Origin of the sequence: Rothia sp. CCM 9418, assembly GCF_048512825.1 — a bacterium.
Classification (GTDB): Bacteria; Actinomycetota; Actinomycetes; order Actinomycetales; family Micrococcaceae; genus Rothia.
In genome coordinates, this window is record NZ_JBLXXX010000004.1 from 89,574 (window position 1) to 106,878 (window position 17,305).

The 17,305-nt window shown below is 48.2% G+C and carries 18 protein-coding genes and 1 tRNA gene; 16 read left to right on the forward strand and 3 right to left on the reverse strand.

The window, feature by feature from the left end:
* Positions 1–2 precede the first annotated feature (2 nt).
* The 11 genes from ACN083_RS06500 to ilvA all read left to right on the forward strand — a co-directional run bounded on the left by ACN083_RS06500 (position 3) and on the right by ilvA (position 11,929).
* A complete protein-coding gene (locus ACN083_RS06500; protein WP_419102024.1) occupies positions 3–683 on the forward strand; it encodes a MazG family protein in 681 nt (226 codons plus the stop codon).
* Positions 684–924: 241 nt separating this feature from the next.
* Positions 925–2,205 (forward strand): phosphopyruvate hydratase, encoded by a 1,281-nt coding sequence (eno, locus tag ACN083_RS06505; protein WP_419102025.1) that lies wholly within the window; start codon positions 925–927, stop codon positions 2,203–2,205.
* Between the two features lie 298 nt (positions 2,206–2,503).
* Entirely contained in the window at positions 2,504–3,145 is a 642-nt protein-coding gene (locus ACN083_RS06510) for an FtsB family cell division protein (protein ID WP_419102026.1), read from the forward strand.
* A gap of 50 nt (positions 3,146–3,195) precedes the next feature.
* Positions 3,196–3,798 (forward strand): DUF501 domain-containing protein, encoded by a 603-nt coding sequence (locus ACN083_RS06515; protein WP_419102027.1) that lies wholly within the window; start codon positions 3,196–3,198, stop codon positions 3,796–3,798.
* A gap of 18 nt (positions 3,799–3,816) precedes the next feature.
* Complete coding sequence (locus ACN083_RS06520; protein WP_419102028.1) at positions 3,817–4,758, forward strand: exopolyphosphatase; 942 nt, start codon at positions 3,817–3,819, stop codon at positions 4,756–4,758.
* 236 nt (positions 4,759–4,994) lie between these two features.
* A complete protein-coding gene (locus ACN083_RS06525; protein ID WP_419102029.1) occupies positions 4,995–6,305 on the forward strand; it encodes a S8 family serine peptidase in 1,311 nt (436 codons plus the stop codon).
* A gap of 229 nt (positions 6,306–6,534) precedes the next feature.
* Entirely contained in the window at positions 6,535–7,920 is a 1,386-nt protein-coding gene (locus ACN083_RS06530) for an NAD(P)/FAD-dependent oxidoreductase (protein ID WP_419102030.1), read from the forward strand.
* Positions 7,921–8,057: 137 nt separating this feature from the next.
* Positions 8,058–8,131 (forward strand) — tRNA-Leu (locus tag ACN083_RS06535).
* A 215-nt stretch (positions 8,132–8,346) separates the two neighbouring features.
* Positions 8,347–9,216: a Bax inhibitor-1/YccA family membrane protein gene (locus ACN083_RS06540; protein WP_419102031.1), complete on the forward strand. Its 870-nt coding sequence runs from the start codon at positions 8,347–8,349 to the stop codon at positions 9,214–9,216.
* A 136-nt stretch (positions 9,217–9,352) separates the two neighbouring features.
* A complete protein-coding gene (locus tag ACN083_RS06545; protein WP_419102032.1) occupies positions 9,353–10,600 on the forward strand; it encodes an AI-2E family transporter in 1,248 nt (415 codons plus the stop codon).
* A 75-nt stretch (positions 10,601–10,675) separates the two neighbouring features.
* Positions 10,676–11,929: a threonine ammonia-lyase gene (gene ilvA, locus ACN083_RS06550; protein ID WP_419102033.1), complete on the forward strand. Its 1,254-nt coding sequence runs from the start codon at positions 10,676–10,678 to the stop codon at positions 11,927–11,929.
* Between the two features lie 117 nt (positions 11,930–12,046).
* Here the strand turns inward: ilvA and greA are convergent, their stop codons facing one another.
* Together greA and ACN083_RS06560 are read right to left on the reverse strand one after the other, a co-directional pair.
* Positions 12,047–12,541: a transcription elongation factor GreA gene (gene greA, locus ACN083_RS06555; RefSeq protein WP_419102034.1), complete on the reverse strand. Its 495-nt coding sequence runs from the start codon at positions 12,539–12,541 to the stop codon at positions 12,047–12,049.
* Positions 12,542–12,676: 135 nt separating this feature from the next.
* Positions 12,677–13,099 carry a DUF4307 domain-containing protein gene (locus ACN083_RS06560; RefSeq protein WP_419102035.1) on the reverse strand — a complete coding sequence of 141 codons (423 nt, stop codon included), beginning with the start codon at positions 13,097–13,099 and terminating at the stop codon, positions 12,677–12,679.
* Between the two features lie 188 nt (positions 13,100–13,287).
* On the opposite strand from ACN083_RS06560, the gene mca reads away from it, so the two are divergent.
* Positions 13,288–14,229, forward strand: a complete 942-nt coding sequence (gene mca, locus ACN083_RS06565; RefSeq protein ID WP_419102223.1) for a mycothiol conjugate amidase Mca — start codon at positions 13,288–13,290, stop codon at positions 14,227–14,229.
* A gap of 72 nt (positions 14,230–14,301) precedes the next feature.
* Entirely contained in the window at positions 14,302–14,586 is a 285-nt protein-coding gene (locus ACN083_RS06570) for a hypothetical protein (RefSeq protein ID WP_419102036.1), read from the forward strand.
* 32 nt (positions 14,587–14,618) lie between these two features.
* Here ACN083_RS06570 and trhA read toward each other — a convergent pair whose 3' ends face one another.
* Positions 14,619–15,305: a PAQR family membrane homeostasis protein TrhA gene (gene trhA / locus ACN083_RS06575; RefSeq protein ID WP_419102037.1), complete on the reverse strand. Its 687-nt coding sequence runs from the start codon at positions 15,303–15,305 to the stop codon at positions 14,619–14,621.
* 160 nt (positions 15,306–15,465) lie between these two features.
* Here trhA and uppS point away from each other — a divergent pair, with 160 nt between their 5' ends.
* The 3 genes from uppS to ACN083_RS06590 are packed head-to-tail and all read left to right on the forward strand — an operon-like array spanning position 15,466 to position 17,287.
* Positions 15,466–16,227 (forward strand): polyprenyl diphosphate synthase, encoded by a 762-nt coding sequence (gene uppS / locus ACN083_RS06580; protein ID WP_419102038.1) that lies wholly within the window; start codon positions 15,466–15,468, stop codon positions 16,225–16,227.
* 19 nt (positions 16,228–16,246) lie between these two features.
* On the forward strand, positions 16,247–16,777 hold the full coding sequence (locus ACN083_RS06585; RefSeq protein ID WP_419102039.1) for a prepilin peptidase: 531 nt from the start codon (positions 16,247–16,249) through the stop codon (positions 16,775–16,777).
* A gap of 24 nt (positions 16,778–16,801) precedes the next feature.
* Entirely contained in the window at positions 16,802–17,287 is a 486-nt protein-coding gene (locus ACN083_RS06590) for an NUDIX hydrolase (RefSeq protein ID WP_419102040.1), read from the forward strand.
* Positions 17,288–17,305 lie beyond the last annotated feature (18 nt).

A 17,305-nucleotide genomic window follows, 5' to 3' on the forward strand; every position in this document is an offset into this window, starting at 1 on the left:
TCATGGCAGAGCAGCGTATTGTTCCTCAGGGTGCGTCGGAGGCCTTTGAACGGTCGATTGAGCTAATGGATGTTTTGCGTTCTGAGGGTGGTTGTCCTTGGGATGGGAAGCAGACTCATCATTCGTTGGTTCGGTATTTGGTCGAAGAATCGTATGAGGTAATTGAAGCTATTGAGGCTCAAGAGCAGGTAAATTATGAGCTTCTCAAAGAAGAACTCGGCGATGTTCTTTTACAAGTCCTTTTTCATGCTCGTATTGCTGGTGAGCGCGGTGTTGAAGAAGGTGGTTTTAGTATTGCTGATGTTGTTGAGGGGCTGAACCAGAAACTTGAGCGTCGGCATCCTCATGTTTTTGGTGATTCTTCTGTTCGTTCTTTGAATGATAAAGAGGTGACTGCTCAGTGGGAGGAGTTGAAGAAGCAGGAGAAACCGGAGCGTTTATTTGTTTTTGATGGTATTCCTCCTCATCTTCCGGCGTTGGCTTTAGCGGATAAGGTTATTGCGAAGGCTGATAAGGGGCAGGTGTCACTTGATGTGGCTGGTGTTGTTGCTCCTGATGATGAGCATGCAGCGTTTGCGGTGGAGTTGTTCGAGATGGTTCAGCGTGCTCGTGCTCAAGGGGTTGATGCTGAGGGTGCGTTACGTCGTTTAATGTATGCGGTGATTCACTCCTCTGGGAAGTAATGTGTTGTGCTGTGTTATCTGCCGTTGATGTTGTTATTCGTGGGAATATCTTTGGGTGGATAGGGGAGTGGCGTAGGAAAATATCTCAAATATATTGGTGGGAATTATTGAAAGCCTGTGTGCTTATGTGGGTTTCTTTGGTAAAATCGTAGCTGAACGTACGCTCACGTAAGTGTGCACTAGTGAAAACTTGCCTGAGCTTACTCCTAGCCAACCAATCTACGCTTCAAGGAGCATATTCATGGCTTTAATTACAGCAGTTCACGCACGTCAGATTCTCGATTCTCGTGGCAACCCTACCGTTGAGGTGGAGGTTCTCCTCGAAGATGGCGCATTCGGTCGCGCAGCAGTTCCCTCCGGTGCTTCTACCGGTGAATGGGAAGCCGTAGAACGTCGTGACGAAGACAAGTCCGTTTACCTTGGCAAGTCTGTTCTTGGTGCTGTCGGTGCAGTCATCGACGAAATTGCCGAAGAAATCATCGGCATCGACGCAACTGACCAGCGCGCACTTGACGCTGCAATGATTAAGCTTGACGGCACAAAGAACAAAGGTAAGCTCGGCGCAAACGCTATTCTTGGTGTATCTTTGGCTGCTGCGAAGGCTGCTGCAGAATCTGCAGACCTTCCACTGTTCAAGTACCTCGGCGGACCTAACGCACACGTTCTTCCTGTGCCGATGATGAACATCCTCAACGGTGGCTCTCACGCAGACTCCAACGTTGATATTCAGGAGTTCATGATTGCTCCTATCGGTTTCGACACCTACTCTGCAGCATTGCAAGCAGGCGTTGAGGTTTACCACGCACTGAAGTCTGTTCTCAAAGACCGCGGTCTTGCCACTGGCTTGGGTGACGAAGGCGGATTCGCTCCTAACCTAGAGTCGAACGCTGCTGCTCTTGACCTCATCATCGAAGCAATCGAAAAAGCTGGCTACAAGCCTGGTGAAGAAATTGCTTTGGCGCTAGACGTTGCTTCCTCTGAGTTCTACAACGACGGCGCATACGATTTCGAGGGTCAGAAGAAGACCGCTGCAGAAATGTCCGCATACTATGCAGACCTCGTCGCTAAGTACCCACTCGTATCCATTGAGGATCCTCTCGATGAAAACGACTGGGAAGGCTACAAGAACCTTACCCAAGAAATCGGTGACAAGGTACAGATTGTTGGTGACGACCTCTTCGTGACTAACCCAGAGCGTCTTGCACAGGGTATCGAATCTGGTGCAGCAAATGCGCTGTTGGTGAAGGTTAACCAGATTGGTTCTTTGACCGAAACTCTTGATGCTATGGAAATGGCGCAGCGTCACGAATACCGTTGCATGGTTTCTCACCGTTCCGGTGAAACCGAAGACGTCACCATCGCAGACCTAGCGGTTGCAACTAACGCTGGACAGATTAAGACTGGTGCTCCTGCACGTTCTGAGCGCGTTGCAAAGTACAACCAGCTTCTACGTATTGAAGAAGAGCTTGGCGAAGCAGCTGTTTACGCTGGCGCATCTTCATTCCCACGTTTCAAGGCATAGAGTTTTCGCTCCGATAGAGAGCTAAACATTTCTTGATCCTATCTCCACCAAGAGAGTCTCTGATATGGAGCTTTCTTGGTGGAGATACGTTCTTTTAAAGAATGTTTTTATGCGATACGTCTTTAAAGTAGCTGAGAAAAAACAAGGAAAAGAAGAATCCCTCGTGTGGGGATTGGAAAGCTAGAAGTGATTTAGTTTTTTGGTGGGTAGAATAGCTAATGCAAGGTACCTACCCTCTGGATAGCTGAGGGATATGAAGAACGCTATCGAGTGAGTGAAAAACGTAGTCAGGGGTAAAATGTCACAAGAAAATAAGCCACGTCGTCGCTCATGGGCAAACTTTTTTGGCACAGAAAAATATCAAAACTATCAGGATGTTAACGCCAGAGAAGATTCTGACGCTCCTGTTGCTGCGCATGCTTTTTCTGGCAGATTGGTTGCGCCTCTCATTATTTTTGCTGTTATCCTCATCTCTTCGTATGCGCCAGTATCAACATATATCCGCCAACAGTCAGAAATTCACCAAGTCGAATCCCATATTGATGCCTTGCAACAAAACCATGACAGTCTGCAAACTCAACTGAGCTGGTGGCAAGATGAAAACTACGTCAAACAGCAAGCAAAGAGCCGTCTATACTATATGGCTGAGGGTGAAACACCGTATCTTGTGGTAGGAGTAGACCCCTCCTCTCATCGTGCAGATGACACCTCAGCAGCAGCACAAAGCGCACCTAAAGAATCTTGGACAAAAGGTTTGTGGAGCTCTTTTGAACAATCAGCTTTTGCGCAAGATCCAACTCACCAAAAACCAGCGAACAACACCTCTGAACCGGCGCATATAACATCTGCCGAAGAAATAGCGCCGGCTGATCCATCTCGCCCCGTTATAGACCCAACTGCCCCCACCACTGCACCAGCTAGCTCCGCTCCAGCACCATAAAATAACAGACTGATTGACTGACTAAAACTAGTATCACAAGGAACTTCATCATGACTAACACTACTAACCCGCAAGGTTTCGGCGTGAGCGCAGAAACCCTAGAACCTACCGAACTCGATCTTCACGTACTTTCTGAACAATTGGGTCGAAAAGTGCGTGACGTTGCAGAAATCCCTGCTCGCTGTCGCTGCGGAAACCCTCTCGTTGCGGCAACTGCACCACGACTATCAAACGGTTCGCCCTTCCCCACGGTCTTCTACCTAGCACACCCTGCGATTACTGCAGCTGCTAGTCGTCTAGAAGCTGAGGGAAAAATGTACGAGATGACAGATCGTCTTGCTGAAGACACCGAATTAGCTCAGCAATATCAGCAAGCACACGAAAACTATCTTCGTGAACGTGAACGTATCCGTATCAAGACCAACACCGAAGAAGTTCCTGAAATTGACGGTATCTCTGCCGGCGGTATGCCAGTACGCGTTAAGTGTCTTCACGCGGTACTTGGACACACCCTCTCTGTCGGACGCGGAATTAACCCTATGGGGGATGAGACGCTCGAACTGATTGCACCTTGGTGGACTCCCGAACAATGCGCGTGTGACCCACAATGGCGCCATAGCTTTGTCTCAACCGACCAAGAAACCGCTCAATAAGAGAAAGAAGACTTCGACGTGCGTATCGGTGCTATTGATTGCGGAACGAACTCCCTACGACTCCTCATTGCAGACGTTGAGACACAGAACGGTGTGAGCACCCTTCACGATATCGTACGTCTTATGCGAATTGTACGCCTTGGAGAAGGCGTTGACGCTACGGGCAAGTTTTCAGAAGAAGCCCTCGAAAGAACTTTTAAAGTTGCCCGCGAGTACGCACAAATTATCTCTGAGCACGGTGTTCAGTCTCTTCGTTTTGGGGCGACAAGCGCCACAAGAGACGCCACGAACAAAGATATTTTTATTCAAGGAATACAAGACATTTTAGGGGTCACACCAGAAGTCATCACTGGCGAGGAAGAAGCAGAGCTATCTTTCTATGGGGCGCTTTCTTCTCTTGGAACGAGCGAAGGAAAAACACTTGTTATCGATTTAGGCGGCGGATCTACAGAATTCGTTTTAGGGGATAGCCATTCACTGATTGCTGCGCGTTCAGTGAATATTGGCTGTGTACGTCTTACTGAACGGCATCAGGTGACGGCCCCGATGAGTGCAGAACAAAGACAACGGATTATTGCTGACGTCGATGAAGCTCTCGAAGAAGTTCTTAACTACGTTCAATTATCTCAAGCGCAACGAGTGGTTGGGGTTGCTGGTACCGTTACCACTATTGTTGCAGAACATTACGGGCTTGAAAGCTATGATCCTCAGAGAATCAATGGCGCACAGCTTAACGTTCAAGAGATTGAACAGGCTTGTTATCGTTTGGCTCAAATGACTGCTCAAGAACGTGCTGAACGCGGGTTTATGCACCCCGGCCGTGTAGATGTCATTGGTACTGGTGCTGTTATTTGGGCACATATTATTCGACGTTTAGAACAGCTCACAGATGGAGCTGTATATAGCGCTACCGCTAGTGAACACGATATTCTTGATGGGTTGGTACTCTCGCAACGATAATGCGTTCGGGTATTCAACAGCGTTTTATCATGATGTTTGTTGTCTTTTCTTGAGATAACATTCTTTGAGGAGAGCCTATGCCTAAGCACATAATGTCTACATCTTGCTCTTCTGTGCCTGCATCTTCTCGACGAATGAAAAGATACGCTTGTTTTGTGGCGACCTTATCTTTGAGCGTTCTAACCGTTTCTGTGTCGCTAGCCCAGCCTGTGGCCGCCCCTACACCTACCCCAAAGGTGTCTGTTTCACCTGCGCCACAACCACCAACTGCACCATCACAGCAACCGGGTGTTCTTCCCTCTATCCCGACCATTGACGTACCTGAAGGAGATGCGGTTCGCGCCCGAGAATACTGGCTTAAAGATTATGGTTTCAGCTCCGTCTGGAAAGAAGCTACTGGGCGTGGGGTCACTGTCGCGGTGATTGACACCGGCGTAGACCAAAGCCACCAAGACCTGAAAAACAATGTTCTACCTGGGACGGACGTTTCGGGTGTTGGCTCTGCTCGAGGCTGGAAAGGTCTCGGCGTTGAACCTGAACACGGAACAATGGTCGCTTCGTTAATTGCAGGGCACGGGCACCGCGACCCAAAGACGCCAACCTTCTCCGGCGTCGGTGGTGCACGTCCAGCTGGCATGATAGGGGTTGCTCCAGAAGCTAAGATTCTTCCGATTTCTTTAGAGATTGGTGGTATCTCTGAGGGTGCAAAAAATATTGATGAGCAGCTTCCTGAAGCGGTCCGGTACGCGGTAGACCACGGTGCTGATATCATCAATCTTTCTGTTGGCTCAGATAGCACAAACTGGCCAGAACAATGGGATAGTGCCTTCGCCTATGCCGAAGAAAAAGGCGTCATTATTGTAGCTTCTGCCGGTAACCGAGGCTCTGGAATTACTCAAGTTGGTGCCCCTGCAACGATGCCGGGGGTGCTAACTGTTGGGGGAGTGAACCAGAATAAGCAAGATTCTTGGTCTTCATCCTCTCAAGGTATTTCGATTGCTGTTGCTGCACCCAGCGAAAATCTTATGGGCGCGACCCCCGATAATAAATATGCGGTGTGGTCAGGCACCTCTGGGGCAGCACCTATTGTCTCGGGTTTGGCAGCTCTCATTAAAGAAAAGTATCCGAACTTTACTGCTGCTCAGGTTATTCAGCGTATTATTTCTTCGGCTGATGATGCTGGAGAAAACGGACGAGATGCATTGTACGGGTACGGGATTATTAACCCCGCAAAAGCCTTGAATCCTAAAACTTCTGATGAAGCTGAAGAGAACCCGTTGGGGTCGATGCGTCAGTGGATACAGGTTCATCGTAAGAATGAGAGCCAACCGACTCCTCGTTCGAGTGTTCCAACACATCACGCTGATGAGCATATTCCGGTGGCTTCGCCGCCAACTCCTCGCCGTCCAGCTGAAGATTCTGGCATCTTACCTTTTATTGTGGTGGGTGGATTTTTTCTGTGGACGTTTATCATCACAAGATACTCCATTCGCTCGCTAACTCAGCTAGTCAGAACACAGAAAAAGAGGCGTAGGCCACAAGGGTAGCCGAAATAAGAATCAAGAAAAGCTAAATCCTTGAAGAAAAAAATGCCCTGTAGAGTAGGAAAAGTTCGGCTTAAGTGGCAAGATAGCATATTGAGCAATTGTCCTCCCACCGCGCTGTTTTGCGCTCTAAAGGATGTTGTACTTTTAACAGTTAAACATGCGGTGCAGATACAGGTACGAGTGCATAGACAGCTCTCATATCTCAACCTAAGGAAGTAGCAAAATAAATATGGCATTCACCAAACTAGCTCAGGATCGTCCTCGAGTTCTCATTGTCGGCGGTGGCTACGTAGGATTCACCGTCGCCCAGAAAATTCAGAAGACCATTAAAGAAACTGGCGGTATCGTTACCGTTGTAGACCCTAACCCCTATATGACATACCAGCCCTTCTTGCCAGAAGTTGCTGCAGGTTCTATGGAAGGTCGCAACGCTACCGTTCCTCTACGTCAGCACCTCAAGAACTGCGAAGTTGTTGGTGGTCGAGTCACCGCAATTAACCATGCAACTCGCACCGCAACTATTGAACCTATCGACGTAGGAGAGCCTTTTGAGGTTACTTACGACGAAATCGTCATTGGTGCAGGTGCAGTAACCCGCGCATTCCCCATTCCGGGGCTTGCCGAAATTGCTATCGGCATGAAAACCGTAGAAGAAGCAGTATCTGTTCGCAACTGGGTGCTTGAACGCATCGAAGTTGCTTCTATGCTTGATGATGCAGATGAACGCCGTCGCGCCCTCACCTTCGTTATTGTTGGTGGCGGTTTCGCTGGTGTCGAGACAATCTCCGAACTTGAAGATATGGCTCGTGTCGCCGTAGAACGCAACGGTCGCCTTCGCGTATCTGACCTTCGTTTTGTTCTCGTTGAAGCTGCACCCCGTATCATGCCTGAGGTCCCTGCAGAGCGCGCTGAAAAGGTCGTTGAAGAGCTTCGCGGCCGCGGTATTGAGGTTCTACTCAATACTTCTTTGGCAGATGCTACCGACGGTCATCTTGCGTTGATTAACATGGGAGACAAGTCTCCTGCTGGTGAGCTTGACACCGATACTCTTATCTGGACTGCTGGTGTTGCAGCATCCCCCATGCTCAAGAACACTGACCTTCCTCTGGACGAGCGGGGTCGTGTGCGTGTCGGCGCAGACCTACGAGTTACCGGTGATGACGGTGTCATCGAGGGTGCTTGGGCAGCTGGCGATAACGCTGCTGTTCCTGACCTTTCTGGTGGCGGAGTTGGCGGCTTCTGCGTACCTAACGCACAGCACGCTTCCCGTCAGGCTGTTAAGCTTGCACAGAACCTATTGGCTTCTCGTCGTGGTGAAGCACTCACCGACTACTACCATGAGACCATCGGTGTTGTTGCTGGACTCGGCTTGTGGAAGGGCGTCGCGAACTTCAAGGGTAAGACCATCGGAGGACCTATTGCATGGTTGATGCACCGCGGATACCACGGCATGGCTATCCCCACCGCTGAGCGTACTGTACGTGTTATGAGCATTTGGGCGTTGAACCAAATCTTCGGCCGTGACACCTCTTCTATCCGCCATCAGCGTTCTCCACGTCGCGCATTCCAAAGCGCAACCGGAACTGCTCCTGAAAAGAGCAAGGCACGCCTGTAATAAAAAGTGCGTTCAACGCAATTTTATGGCTATAATAATGTCCTGTACCTAGAGTTATCTATGTACAGGACAACACTATTCGTTCTATACGGTATAGTGGTAAGGCAGTTGTTTTCTAAAATCTAGCTGCCGATATTGCTCCTATAGCCCAATTGGCAGAGGCAGAGGACTTAAAATCCTTGTGTTCTGGGTTCGAGTCCCAGTAGGAGCACATACGAGAATGTGGTCTCATCAGTGAATACTGATGAGACCACATTTGTTTATACGGTAGAAGTACCGTGAGTATTGTCGCCACGATACTTAATATTTCTGAAACTGTTAGAACCCTAGGAAATACTGTGCTTTTCACCAAAAGTCCCCACGAATATCACGGTTCTCCGATAGTCTGGTAGAGACAGAATTATAGAACTAAAGGAGATTGTTCTCGTGGCAGGCAACCCCCTCATCAATTCCATGCTAGATTCTCAAAAGAAGGATTCTCGCTTTGGACAATTCGGCGCTGGTGGCGCATACTCCAACGGTCAGAGCTCTTCCGCACCGTACGGATATACACCTACCTCACCTCGTGAGGAGACTCCTACCGCCGCTGACCTCAACGCAATGTATCAGTCCCCCAGTGCAACAAGCGCTCAAACGGGGCAGATGAGCATGAACGACGTCATCGTCAAAGTTGCTATCAACTTTGTCATCCTACTGGTTGGCGCAGCCGCATCGGTGATGTTCCCCATACTCGTTGTAGCTGGTTTAGTCGGTTCTATTGTTCTGGGACTTGTTAACGGTTTCAAAAAAGAAGTTTCTCCCGTACTTGTGATGGCATACGCCCTAGCACAGGGTATGCTCCTTGGTGGTTTCTCTGCCATGGCAGAAACACGCTACCCGGGTATCGTTGGGCAGGCTGTTCTTGCAACCTTCATCGTCTTTGGTACAGTTCTGGTTCTTTTCCGTAACGGTAAATTGCGTGAATCACCTAAGATGACGAAATTCTTCACCATCGCAGCTATCTCATATGCAATTTTCTGTCTCGTCAACCTTGGCATGACCCTCTTCGGCGGAACAAACGTTCGCAGCATTGAAGTCATGGGTATTCCTCTCGGCCTCATTATTGGGCTCTTTGCTGTTGCTCTTTGCGTGTACTCCCTCATTCTTGACTTCACCCACGTCAGCGAAGCTGTACGATACGGTGCACCAGAACGTGAATCATGGCGTATGGCATTCGCCCTAACCTCATCTCTGGTATGGCTCTACATCGAGATTCTCCGTATCCTCATGTACGTTCGTGAAATGATGGAACGCTAAAAATCACATCCTAACCACGAAAATTTAGGGCGCACGAGAGATCTCGTGTGCCCTGAACGTTTATATGCAACCTTTTCTTACGTTTATTTCTCCCCGAAAATAACGACTTGTCTAAAGATGTGGAAGAATAGTACGCATGAGCGAAACTACCCCCTCACCAGCACCGAAAAATCATATTGAACAAAGTTCTTGGTACCACGGCGATGAACGATACATTCCATTTGCCCTACGCACTGCTGCCGCTTGGTCGTGGAGACTTCTCATAGTTCTCTTCGCATTAGCTTGCCTCCATTGGGTTGCCGCAAAAATTAGTATCATCATTGTTTCTATCGCGGTAGCGGTACTTCTTGCTGCGCTCATCTCACCAGCGGTATTTTTCCTGCGCAAATACGGTCTTAGACGAGGATACGCAACAGCCATTGTTGAGCTCGGGTTCATCGCGGTTGTTGTTGGACTGCTCACCCTCGTCGGGCAACAAATTACCTCTGGATTCTCCTCCCTATCAGACGAAATTGTGCAGGGGTACCATACCGTTCTAGGGATGATTGACCAATCTCCTCTTACCCTAGACCTTAAAGAAATAGACTCACATTTTTCGGAGTTTACACAATTCATCAAAAATAACTCTGGCTCCATCCTCTCGGGTGTTGCTTCCCTCGGCTCTACCGCAGCAGATATCGGGACTGGCACAGCCCTTGTTCTCTTCACCCTGATTTTCTTCCTCCTTGAAGGCGAAAGAATCTGGATCTTCTTGGTAGGGCTTTTCCCTGTAACCGCACGTGAAGCAGTTAACGGTGCCGGACGTCGTGGCTGGCGTTCTCTCGTAAGCTACGTTCACGTTCAAGTTTTTGTTGCCTTCGTGGACGCTCTTGGTATCGGTTTAGCAGCGTTCTTCCTCGGAGTCCCGCTAGCTATTCCGCTGGGTGTACTCGTATTTTTAGGCTCTTTTATTCCCATCGTTGGAGCTCTCGTAACTGGCGCAATTGCGGTGCTTCTGGCGCTTGTTGCTAATGGTTGGTTTAACGCTTTAATCATGTTGCTGATGGTTCTGCTCGTACAACAGATTGAATCACATATTCTTCAACCCCTAGTTATGGGTAAAGCCGTCTCCTTACATCCTCTCGCCGTCATTTTTGCGGTAGCTAGCGGAACTATCCTTTATGGGCCACTTGGTGCGTTGTTCTCTGTGCCTGTTCTTGCCGTGATGAACACCATCGTGCGTTATCTGGCCCGACGTGAGTGGGAAAAAGACCCAGAAATTCGTACTAAAGAGTTTCTCTACGAACATGAAATTGCTCGTAAAAAACGTAAAGCTGTGGCTGATAAAGTCAAAGAACGTCTTGAACGGCTTAAAGAACACGAACAAGAAGAATCAACACTATAACTGCACTACTCTTGAGATAGTTTTTGTTTCTTAAACTATTCTTCGGATATTCTCTAACGCATAAAGGAAACACCTGTGTCCACTGTTTCAACACAATTACCTGTTCAATATGCAGATATTGAACAAGCCGCTCATCTTCTCAAGCCGGTCATTGAACGCACACCGGTGGACCACTCCTTAGCACTATCAGAAATGATTGGCTCAGAAGTTTACTTTAAATGTGAGAACCTACAACGTTCTGGATCTTTTAAAGTACGCGGAGCATACGTCCGTATGGCAAAACTTACTGAGGACGAAAAATCGCGTGGAGTAGTCGCCGCCTCAGCAGGTAATCACGCACAAGGTGTCGCTTTAGCCGCTCAACAACTAGGCATCAAAGCACGCATCTACATGCCTTTAGGTGCAGCACTTCCGAAAGTTGCTGCAACTAAAAGTCGTGGGGCACAGGTTATCTTGCACGGCGCAACCGTTGACGACGCCCTAGCAGAAGCAAAACGTTATGCCGAAGAAACTGGCGCCGTTTTTGTTCACCCCTTCGATAACCCTGATATTATCGCAGGCCAAGGAACTATCGGTATTGAAATCCTAGAACAAGTACCTGATGTTGAAACTATCATCGTTGGTGTTGGCGGGGGAGGGTTACTGGCTGGTTTATCTGTTGCCGTTCGAGAACTTGAACAGAAGACGGGCCGAAAGATTCGCATTATTGGTGTTCAAGCAGAACATGCTGCAGCGTACCCGCTCTCTTTAGCTGCTGACGCTCTGGTCCCTTTGAAAAAAGTCTCTACAATCGCTGACGGCATCGCTGTCGGTAGACCTGGGCAAATGCCTTTCTCCATTATTAAAGAACTGGTTGATGACGTACATACCGTCTCTGAAGATGATATTGCTAGAGCATTAATCTTTTTGATGGAGCGCAACAAGTTGGTGGTAGAGCCGGCAGGGTCTGTTCCTGTTGCTGCTTTGATGGATGGAAAACTTCTCCAACAATACGGAAACCTTGGGACAACAGTATGTTTGCTCTCTGGTGGAAATATTGACCCAATGCTGATGCTCAAAGTGATTCAGCGCGGTCTTTCGGCTGCTGGACGGTATCTAACCATCAAAATGATGTTGAACGACCGTCCCGGCGAGCTAACAACTATCTCATCCATCATTTCTTCTTTGGACGCGAACGTGACGGGTGTGGACCACACCCGTGTCGGCGGTGCACTTTCTATGGGAGATGTTTCTATCACTATTGATATGGAAACTAAAGGGAATGAACATATTCAGCAGGTACTTGATGGGCTAACAGAAGCTGGTTATAAGCCGATTGTTGTGTACTAAATATCATCGGTGGTAATGCTTTGAATATCAGTGATGCCATCGCATCTCACCCGTTATCGGGAGAGATGCGATGGCATCACGTTTTCTGAGCCTATGAGAATGACAAAGAGTCTTCTATCATTCAAAAGGAACGACAGAGATAATCTTGACGTCAATCGTCTTACCGGTTGGGGCAACATACGACGTTTCATCACCGGCACGGCAACCCAAAATAGCAGAACCCATGGGGGAGCTTTCAGAGAAGACCTGAAGACCAGAATCACCGACCAAAGAATCTGCAACTTCGCGTGATCCAAGAAGGAATTTGAAAGGTCGGCCGGCAAGCTCTGCTTCAACGACCATTCCGGAATCAACGACCCCGTCATTGTGCGGTGCTTCGCCAATTTGAGCGTTCTCTAGCAACTGAGTTAACTGAGCAATACGTGCTTCATTTTTGCCTTGCTCTTCACGTGCAGCATGGTATCCGCCGTTTTCTTTGAGGTCTCCCTCATCGCGAGCTGCCGAAATACGTTCAATAATTTCTTGACGGTACGGGCCAGAGATATGTTCTAACTCTTTTTTAAGGCGGTCATATGCCTCTTGAGTTAGCCAAGCACCTTCATGAGCGCTCATGTACTTTCCTTTCATAAAACTTTTGAGGTTAAGGATTCACCAAACGGTTATCCTGACACTCAAAATTAGAGTAGTTGTAGCGAACTTTACCCGTTCTAACATACAAGTGCTAGTTTGTGGTGTGAATTCTAAACCTTATGACGAGGTTCGCATACTCCAACAGGTATCAACGGTCGCGGTGACAGCGGGGGAGAGAACCCGTATTTTAACAGTTTGAACATGCACTCGAGACGAGCTCTCACCGGCGGTATCTGCCGGAATAATGACCTCTTTCCAGCCGACTGGGGCACGTGAAGAATTCAACGCTTTAATCGCACAGACAGCTTCTACGTGAGGGTCTTTGAGCACCTCAAAAGTCAGAGATACTTCATCGGCGCTTGTGAGCTGATGTGAAAGATCACGAGCCTGAGGAGACGTCGCTGAAGAATCACTTTGTACCCACCACCCAAAAAGCATTGAGATGACGGTAACACAACCAGCTAAAAGAACCCATACCCACGTTGGTATGCTCCTTTGAGTAGGTTTTCTGCCGTAGCGTGAATCTAAGCTAGTTGTCACGACATCCTTCGTTCATATTCGTTAACCTAGATTGGGTTATCGCCACCAGATATTCGCTAAAATAGAGTGTCTTCTTCAGACCGCATCATCTGCTGACGTTCTAGATGTACTATTTTAGCTACTCTAACGAAAAAATATTGGAGTTCTTCGTGACCGACTCAAAACACTCTCACAGCATCCTCAAAGATATGGTGCCTTCACCCTTAGCAGAGAACTATGCAGGACTACGTATTCTAGCGGTACACGCACACCCCGATGACGAATCTTCTAAAGGCTCTGCAACAATGGCAGCATACGTGCATCGTGGGGCACGAGTTATGGTAGCAACGATGACAGGCGGAGAACGCGGCGATATTCTCAACGAACAGGTGAATGAAAACCCTAAAGCCCACCGAGACCTCCCCGGTGTCCGACGTGAAGAAATGGCAGAAGCTGCCAACATTATTGGTATTGAGCATCGTTGGATAGGGTTTGTGGATTCTGGACTACCTGAAGGCGACCCACTACCAGAACTTCCTTGGGGCTCTTTTGCAACACTGCCTCTAGAACAAGCAGCTGCACCGTTAATCCAACTCGTTAGAGAATACCGTCCACATATTATTCTGAGCTACGACGAACGAGGCGGATACCCTCACCCCGACCACATTATGACCCACCGAGTCGCAATGGAAGCTTACGAAAAATCCGGTGACGAAAAAGCATACCCACAATTAGGGAAACCATGGCAAGTTCAAAAAATATACTATGACCGTGCTTTCAACCCAGAACGTATTAGAACCTTCCACCGATACCTCACTAGCACCAAAGGTGAAAGTCCTTTCACCCAGTGGGTGGCTCGTCTTGATGAGAGAGAAGAAGACGAAAAACGTCATCCTTCGCCGTACCCCTCCCACCACACAACGACACGTATCTCGTGTTGGGAGTTTTTTGAAACCCACGACCGTGCACTTCTTGCGCACCGCTCACAGGTTCGCCCAACCGACGCATTCTTCGCGCTCACACCTGAACAGCAAAAAGAAATCTGGCCTTGGGAAGAATACGTATTAGCAAAAAGCAGAGTCCACTCAGAACTACCAGAATGGTGCTTTGCAGAAGGAATCGACTATAAGAGTTCCGAACCTAACGCGTAGAATAAGAGACAGCTCTTCTACTGACAAGACTATCCTTAGAACAACAACGACCAAGAAAAACTGGTGTAACGCATGACGTATCTTTTTGCTGTTGTGGAGACAGCCCAACTTCTGGCAAACTCAACCACACAATATAATCAGGACGGCTCACCAACGGGTTCTCCAGGGTTCCTTGGATTTGTTGCAACTTTTACCGTAGGTGTTTTCATCATCTTGTTGATGTTGGATTTTACGCGCCGTGTACGTCGTATGAGGTACCGTAACCAATACGCTATGGAACAAGAAGCACAACAACGTCAGCAATCCCAGACGGGCGATAACGATACTTCGTCTAAGTCCTCATCAACAGAAAAATAAATAAAGTGCGCGCTGTCTTCGCCAGAATATTCTTATGCGTAGATGGAGAACACCACTGCGATATAGTGCAGAATAAAACCGATAACCGTGCACACATGGAATAACTCATGAAACCCAAAAATATGGGGAGCAAGATGAGGTCTTTTCGTCCCGTAAAAAACGGCGCCAAGAATATAGAAAGCGCCACCAGCTGCGATAAGAATCGTTGCAATGACAGAAACCTTCCAAAAATCTTGAAGGTAAAACACTGCCATAAGACCCATCACCACATAAATAGGGGTATAAAGCCAGCGTGGAGCGTACGTCCATAACACCCTAAAAAGAACCACACCCAAGGCACAGCCCCAAATACTCCATAAAAGAATCTGACGCTTTGGGCCGTTAAGGAGCGTAAACGCAAACGGGGTATATGTTCCGGCAATAACCAGCGCAATGTTAGCGTGGTCAAGACGCTTGAGAAGAAGACGCACCCGATCTTCCCAATATCCTCGGTGGTACATTCCAGAAACACCGAAAAGTATGACACCCGTCAACGAGAAAATAGCGCATGCAACTGCTAAAACACCACCGCCAGAGAGCACCACAAGAACAATCCCCGCAATAAAAACAATGGGAGAAAAACCGGCATGTATCCAGCCACGCAGAAGAGGTTTCTTCTCAAAAGGACGATGAGAAGTAGCTGACGATAAAGAAGTTGAAGAAGATGAACGGTGTGTCACTGGTGAACGCCAATCCTAAAAATGTGGTTTCCTCCATTATCTCTGCGATACTCATTAAGGACAAGAGGCAATAAACATTGTGGAACGACTTCAGCACGGTACGATGAAAGAAGACGTTGTTTGCTCAAACCAGAAGAAAATATGACATAAGGAGCTATAGGTGGAAGATTCCTCATCAACTCAAAGCCTTGAACAGCTTCAGATGTTTCAGAACATTCCGCCCCAGAAACTTCCACAACACGTGGGTGTCCTTGTCGACGGCAACAGAAGATGGGCCGCGCAGCAAGGCAAAAACACCAAATACGGGCATCAACGTGGAGCTCAACGCATTATCGAATTCCTCCAATGGTGCCAAGAACTCAACGTCCCCATGGTCACCCTCTACATGCTCTCCACTGAAAACCTCAAACGAAAACCAGAAGAACTACAAGACCTCCTCGACGTTATCGAAAACCTCCTTGAAGAGCTCACCCACAAACACCTTGCAAAAATACATGCAGTAGGCAGACTTCACGCCTTACCAAAAACTCTGACACAGAGCATCAACAAAGCAACAGAAGCAACTCAAGACATCAACACACTACAAGTCAACATTGCCGTTGGATACGGTGGAAGACAAGAAATCGTCGATGCCGTCAAAGAACTTCTACAACAAGCACAGCAGAGAGGAACCTCTCTCGAAGAACTAGTGCAACAACTAGAAACTTCAGATATCAGCGAACACCTCTACACCCGTGGACTACCCGACCCCGATCTTTTAATTAGAACCTCTGGAGAACAACGGATCTCAGGATTTCTCACCTGGCAATCTGCCTACTCAGAGTTCTACTTCTGTGAAGCGCTCTGGCCAGATTTTACTCGAACAGACTTCGTTCACGCCCTAGCCGACTACGCACTCAGACAACGACGTTTCGGCTCCTAAACACCATAGAAGAACCACCATGCTGAATATCATCGTTGAATACTTTCATCGTGGAACAGTGCTCAGTAACACGCAAGGAACCATACTAAGCCTAACCCTCATATACTTCATCTATCGAGCTATAGAACTGAGCATCATCGACATACGAGAACACCGACTACCTAACCGTATCGTTCTTCCGCTATACCTGACGATTATGCTACCGCTCATAGCGGTCTACCTCCTTGAACACAACATCATCGGCGTTAAAAATACCCTCTACTCAGCCGTATTCTTAACAATTTTCTACTACGTACTACGAGTATTCTCCCGCGGTGGACTGGGCCTAGGCGACGTCAAACTCTCCGGAATCCTTGGAGCGCTCACCGGCTTTATCTCACCCCTGACCCTATGCTGGGGAACATTGCTCACCTTCACCCTCGGCGGCATCTATAGCCTTGCCATCCTCCTACGTACTAAAACACCACAACAACACATAGCATTTGGTCCATTCATGCTCCTTGGCACCACACTTGCAATACTTTTCCCACCATCAAACACCCTTTTCTAAAACCCAAAGGAACTCTAAAACACTATGCCAACACCATCATTCATCACCAAACTACGTGAAAAAATTGGCAACGACATGCTATGGCTCTCCGGCGCAACAGCCGTCATCCAACGACAAAGCGACCAAAAGATTCTGCTGGTTCAACGAAGTGACTCCGGAGCATGGACACCCATCACCGGAATCGTCGACCCCGGAGAAAACCCAGCCCTAACCATCCGCCGAGAAGCTCAAGAAGAAGCGAACGTCAGCATCGAAGTTATCGCCTTAGCACAGCTTAAAGCAGACCCTCCACACACCTTCAACAACGGTGACCAATGCCAATTCCTTGACCACACCTTCTACTGCCACTACATCAGTGGAGAAGAACGCGTCAACGACGAAGAAAGCACACAAGTTCGTTGGGTGAGCTTTGAAGAAGCCCAAGAACTCTGCTCCCCAAGGATGCTTGACAGAATAGACGCCGCCTTGCACTGGCAAGACGGCGTCCGATTCGGCTACGAACAAGTCTAAAACGCTAAAGACCGTTCA

Bases quoted from the DNA above. Each gene is read 5' to 3' on its own strand.
- ACN083_RS06500 (WP_419102024.1), top strand. From the start codon at position 3: ATGGCAGAGCAGCGTATTGTTCCTCAGGGTGCGTCGGAGGCCTTTGAA.
- eno (WP_419102025.1), top strand. From the start codon at position 925: ATGGCTTTAATTACAGCAGTTCACGCACGTCAGATTCTCGATTCTCGT.
- ACN083_RS06510 (WP_419102026.1), top strand. From the start codon at position 2,504: ATGTCACAAGAAAATAAGCCACGTCGTCGCTCATGGGCAAACTTTTTT.
- ACN083_RS06515 (WP_419102027.1), top strand. From the start codon at position 3,196: ATGACTAACACTACTAACCCGCAAGGTTTCGGCGTGAGCGCAGAAACC.
- ACN083_RS06530 (WP_419102030.1), top strand. From the start codon at position 6,535: ATGGCATTCACCAAACTAGCTCAGGATCGTCCTCGAGTTCTCATTGTC.
- ACN083_RS06545 (WP_419102032.1), top strand. From the start codon at position 9,353: ATGAGCGAAACTACCCCCTCACCAGCACCGAAAAATCATATTGAACAA.
- greA (WP_419102034.1), bottom strand. From the start codon at position 12,541: ATGAGCGCTCATGAAGGTGCTTGGCTAACTCAAGAGGCATATGACCGC.
- mca (WP_419102223.1), top strand. From the start codon at position 13,288: ATGGTGCCTTCACCCTTAGCAGAGAACTATGCAGGACTACGTATTCTA.
- ACN083_RS06570 (WP_419102036.1), top strand. From the start codon at position 14,302: ATGACGTATCTTTTTGCTGTTGTGGAGACAGCCCAACTTCTGGCAAAC.
- ACN083_RS06585 (WP_419102039.1), top strand. From the start codon at position 16,247: ATGCTGAATATCATCGTTGAATACTTTCATCGTGGAACAGTGCTCAGT.
- ACN083_RS06590 (WP_419102040.1), top strand. From the start codon at position 16,802: ATGCCAACACCATCATTCATCACCAAACTACGTGAAAAAATTGGCAAC.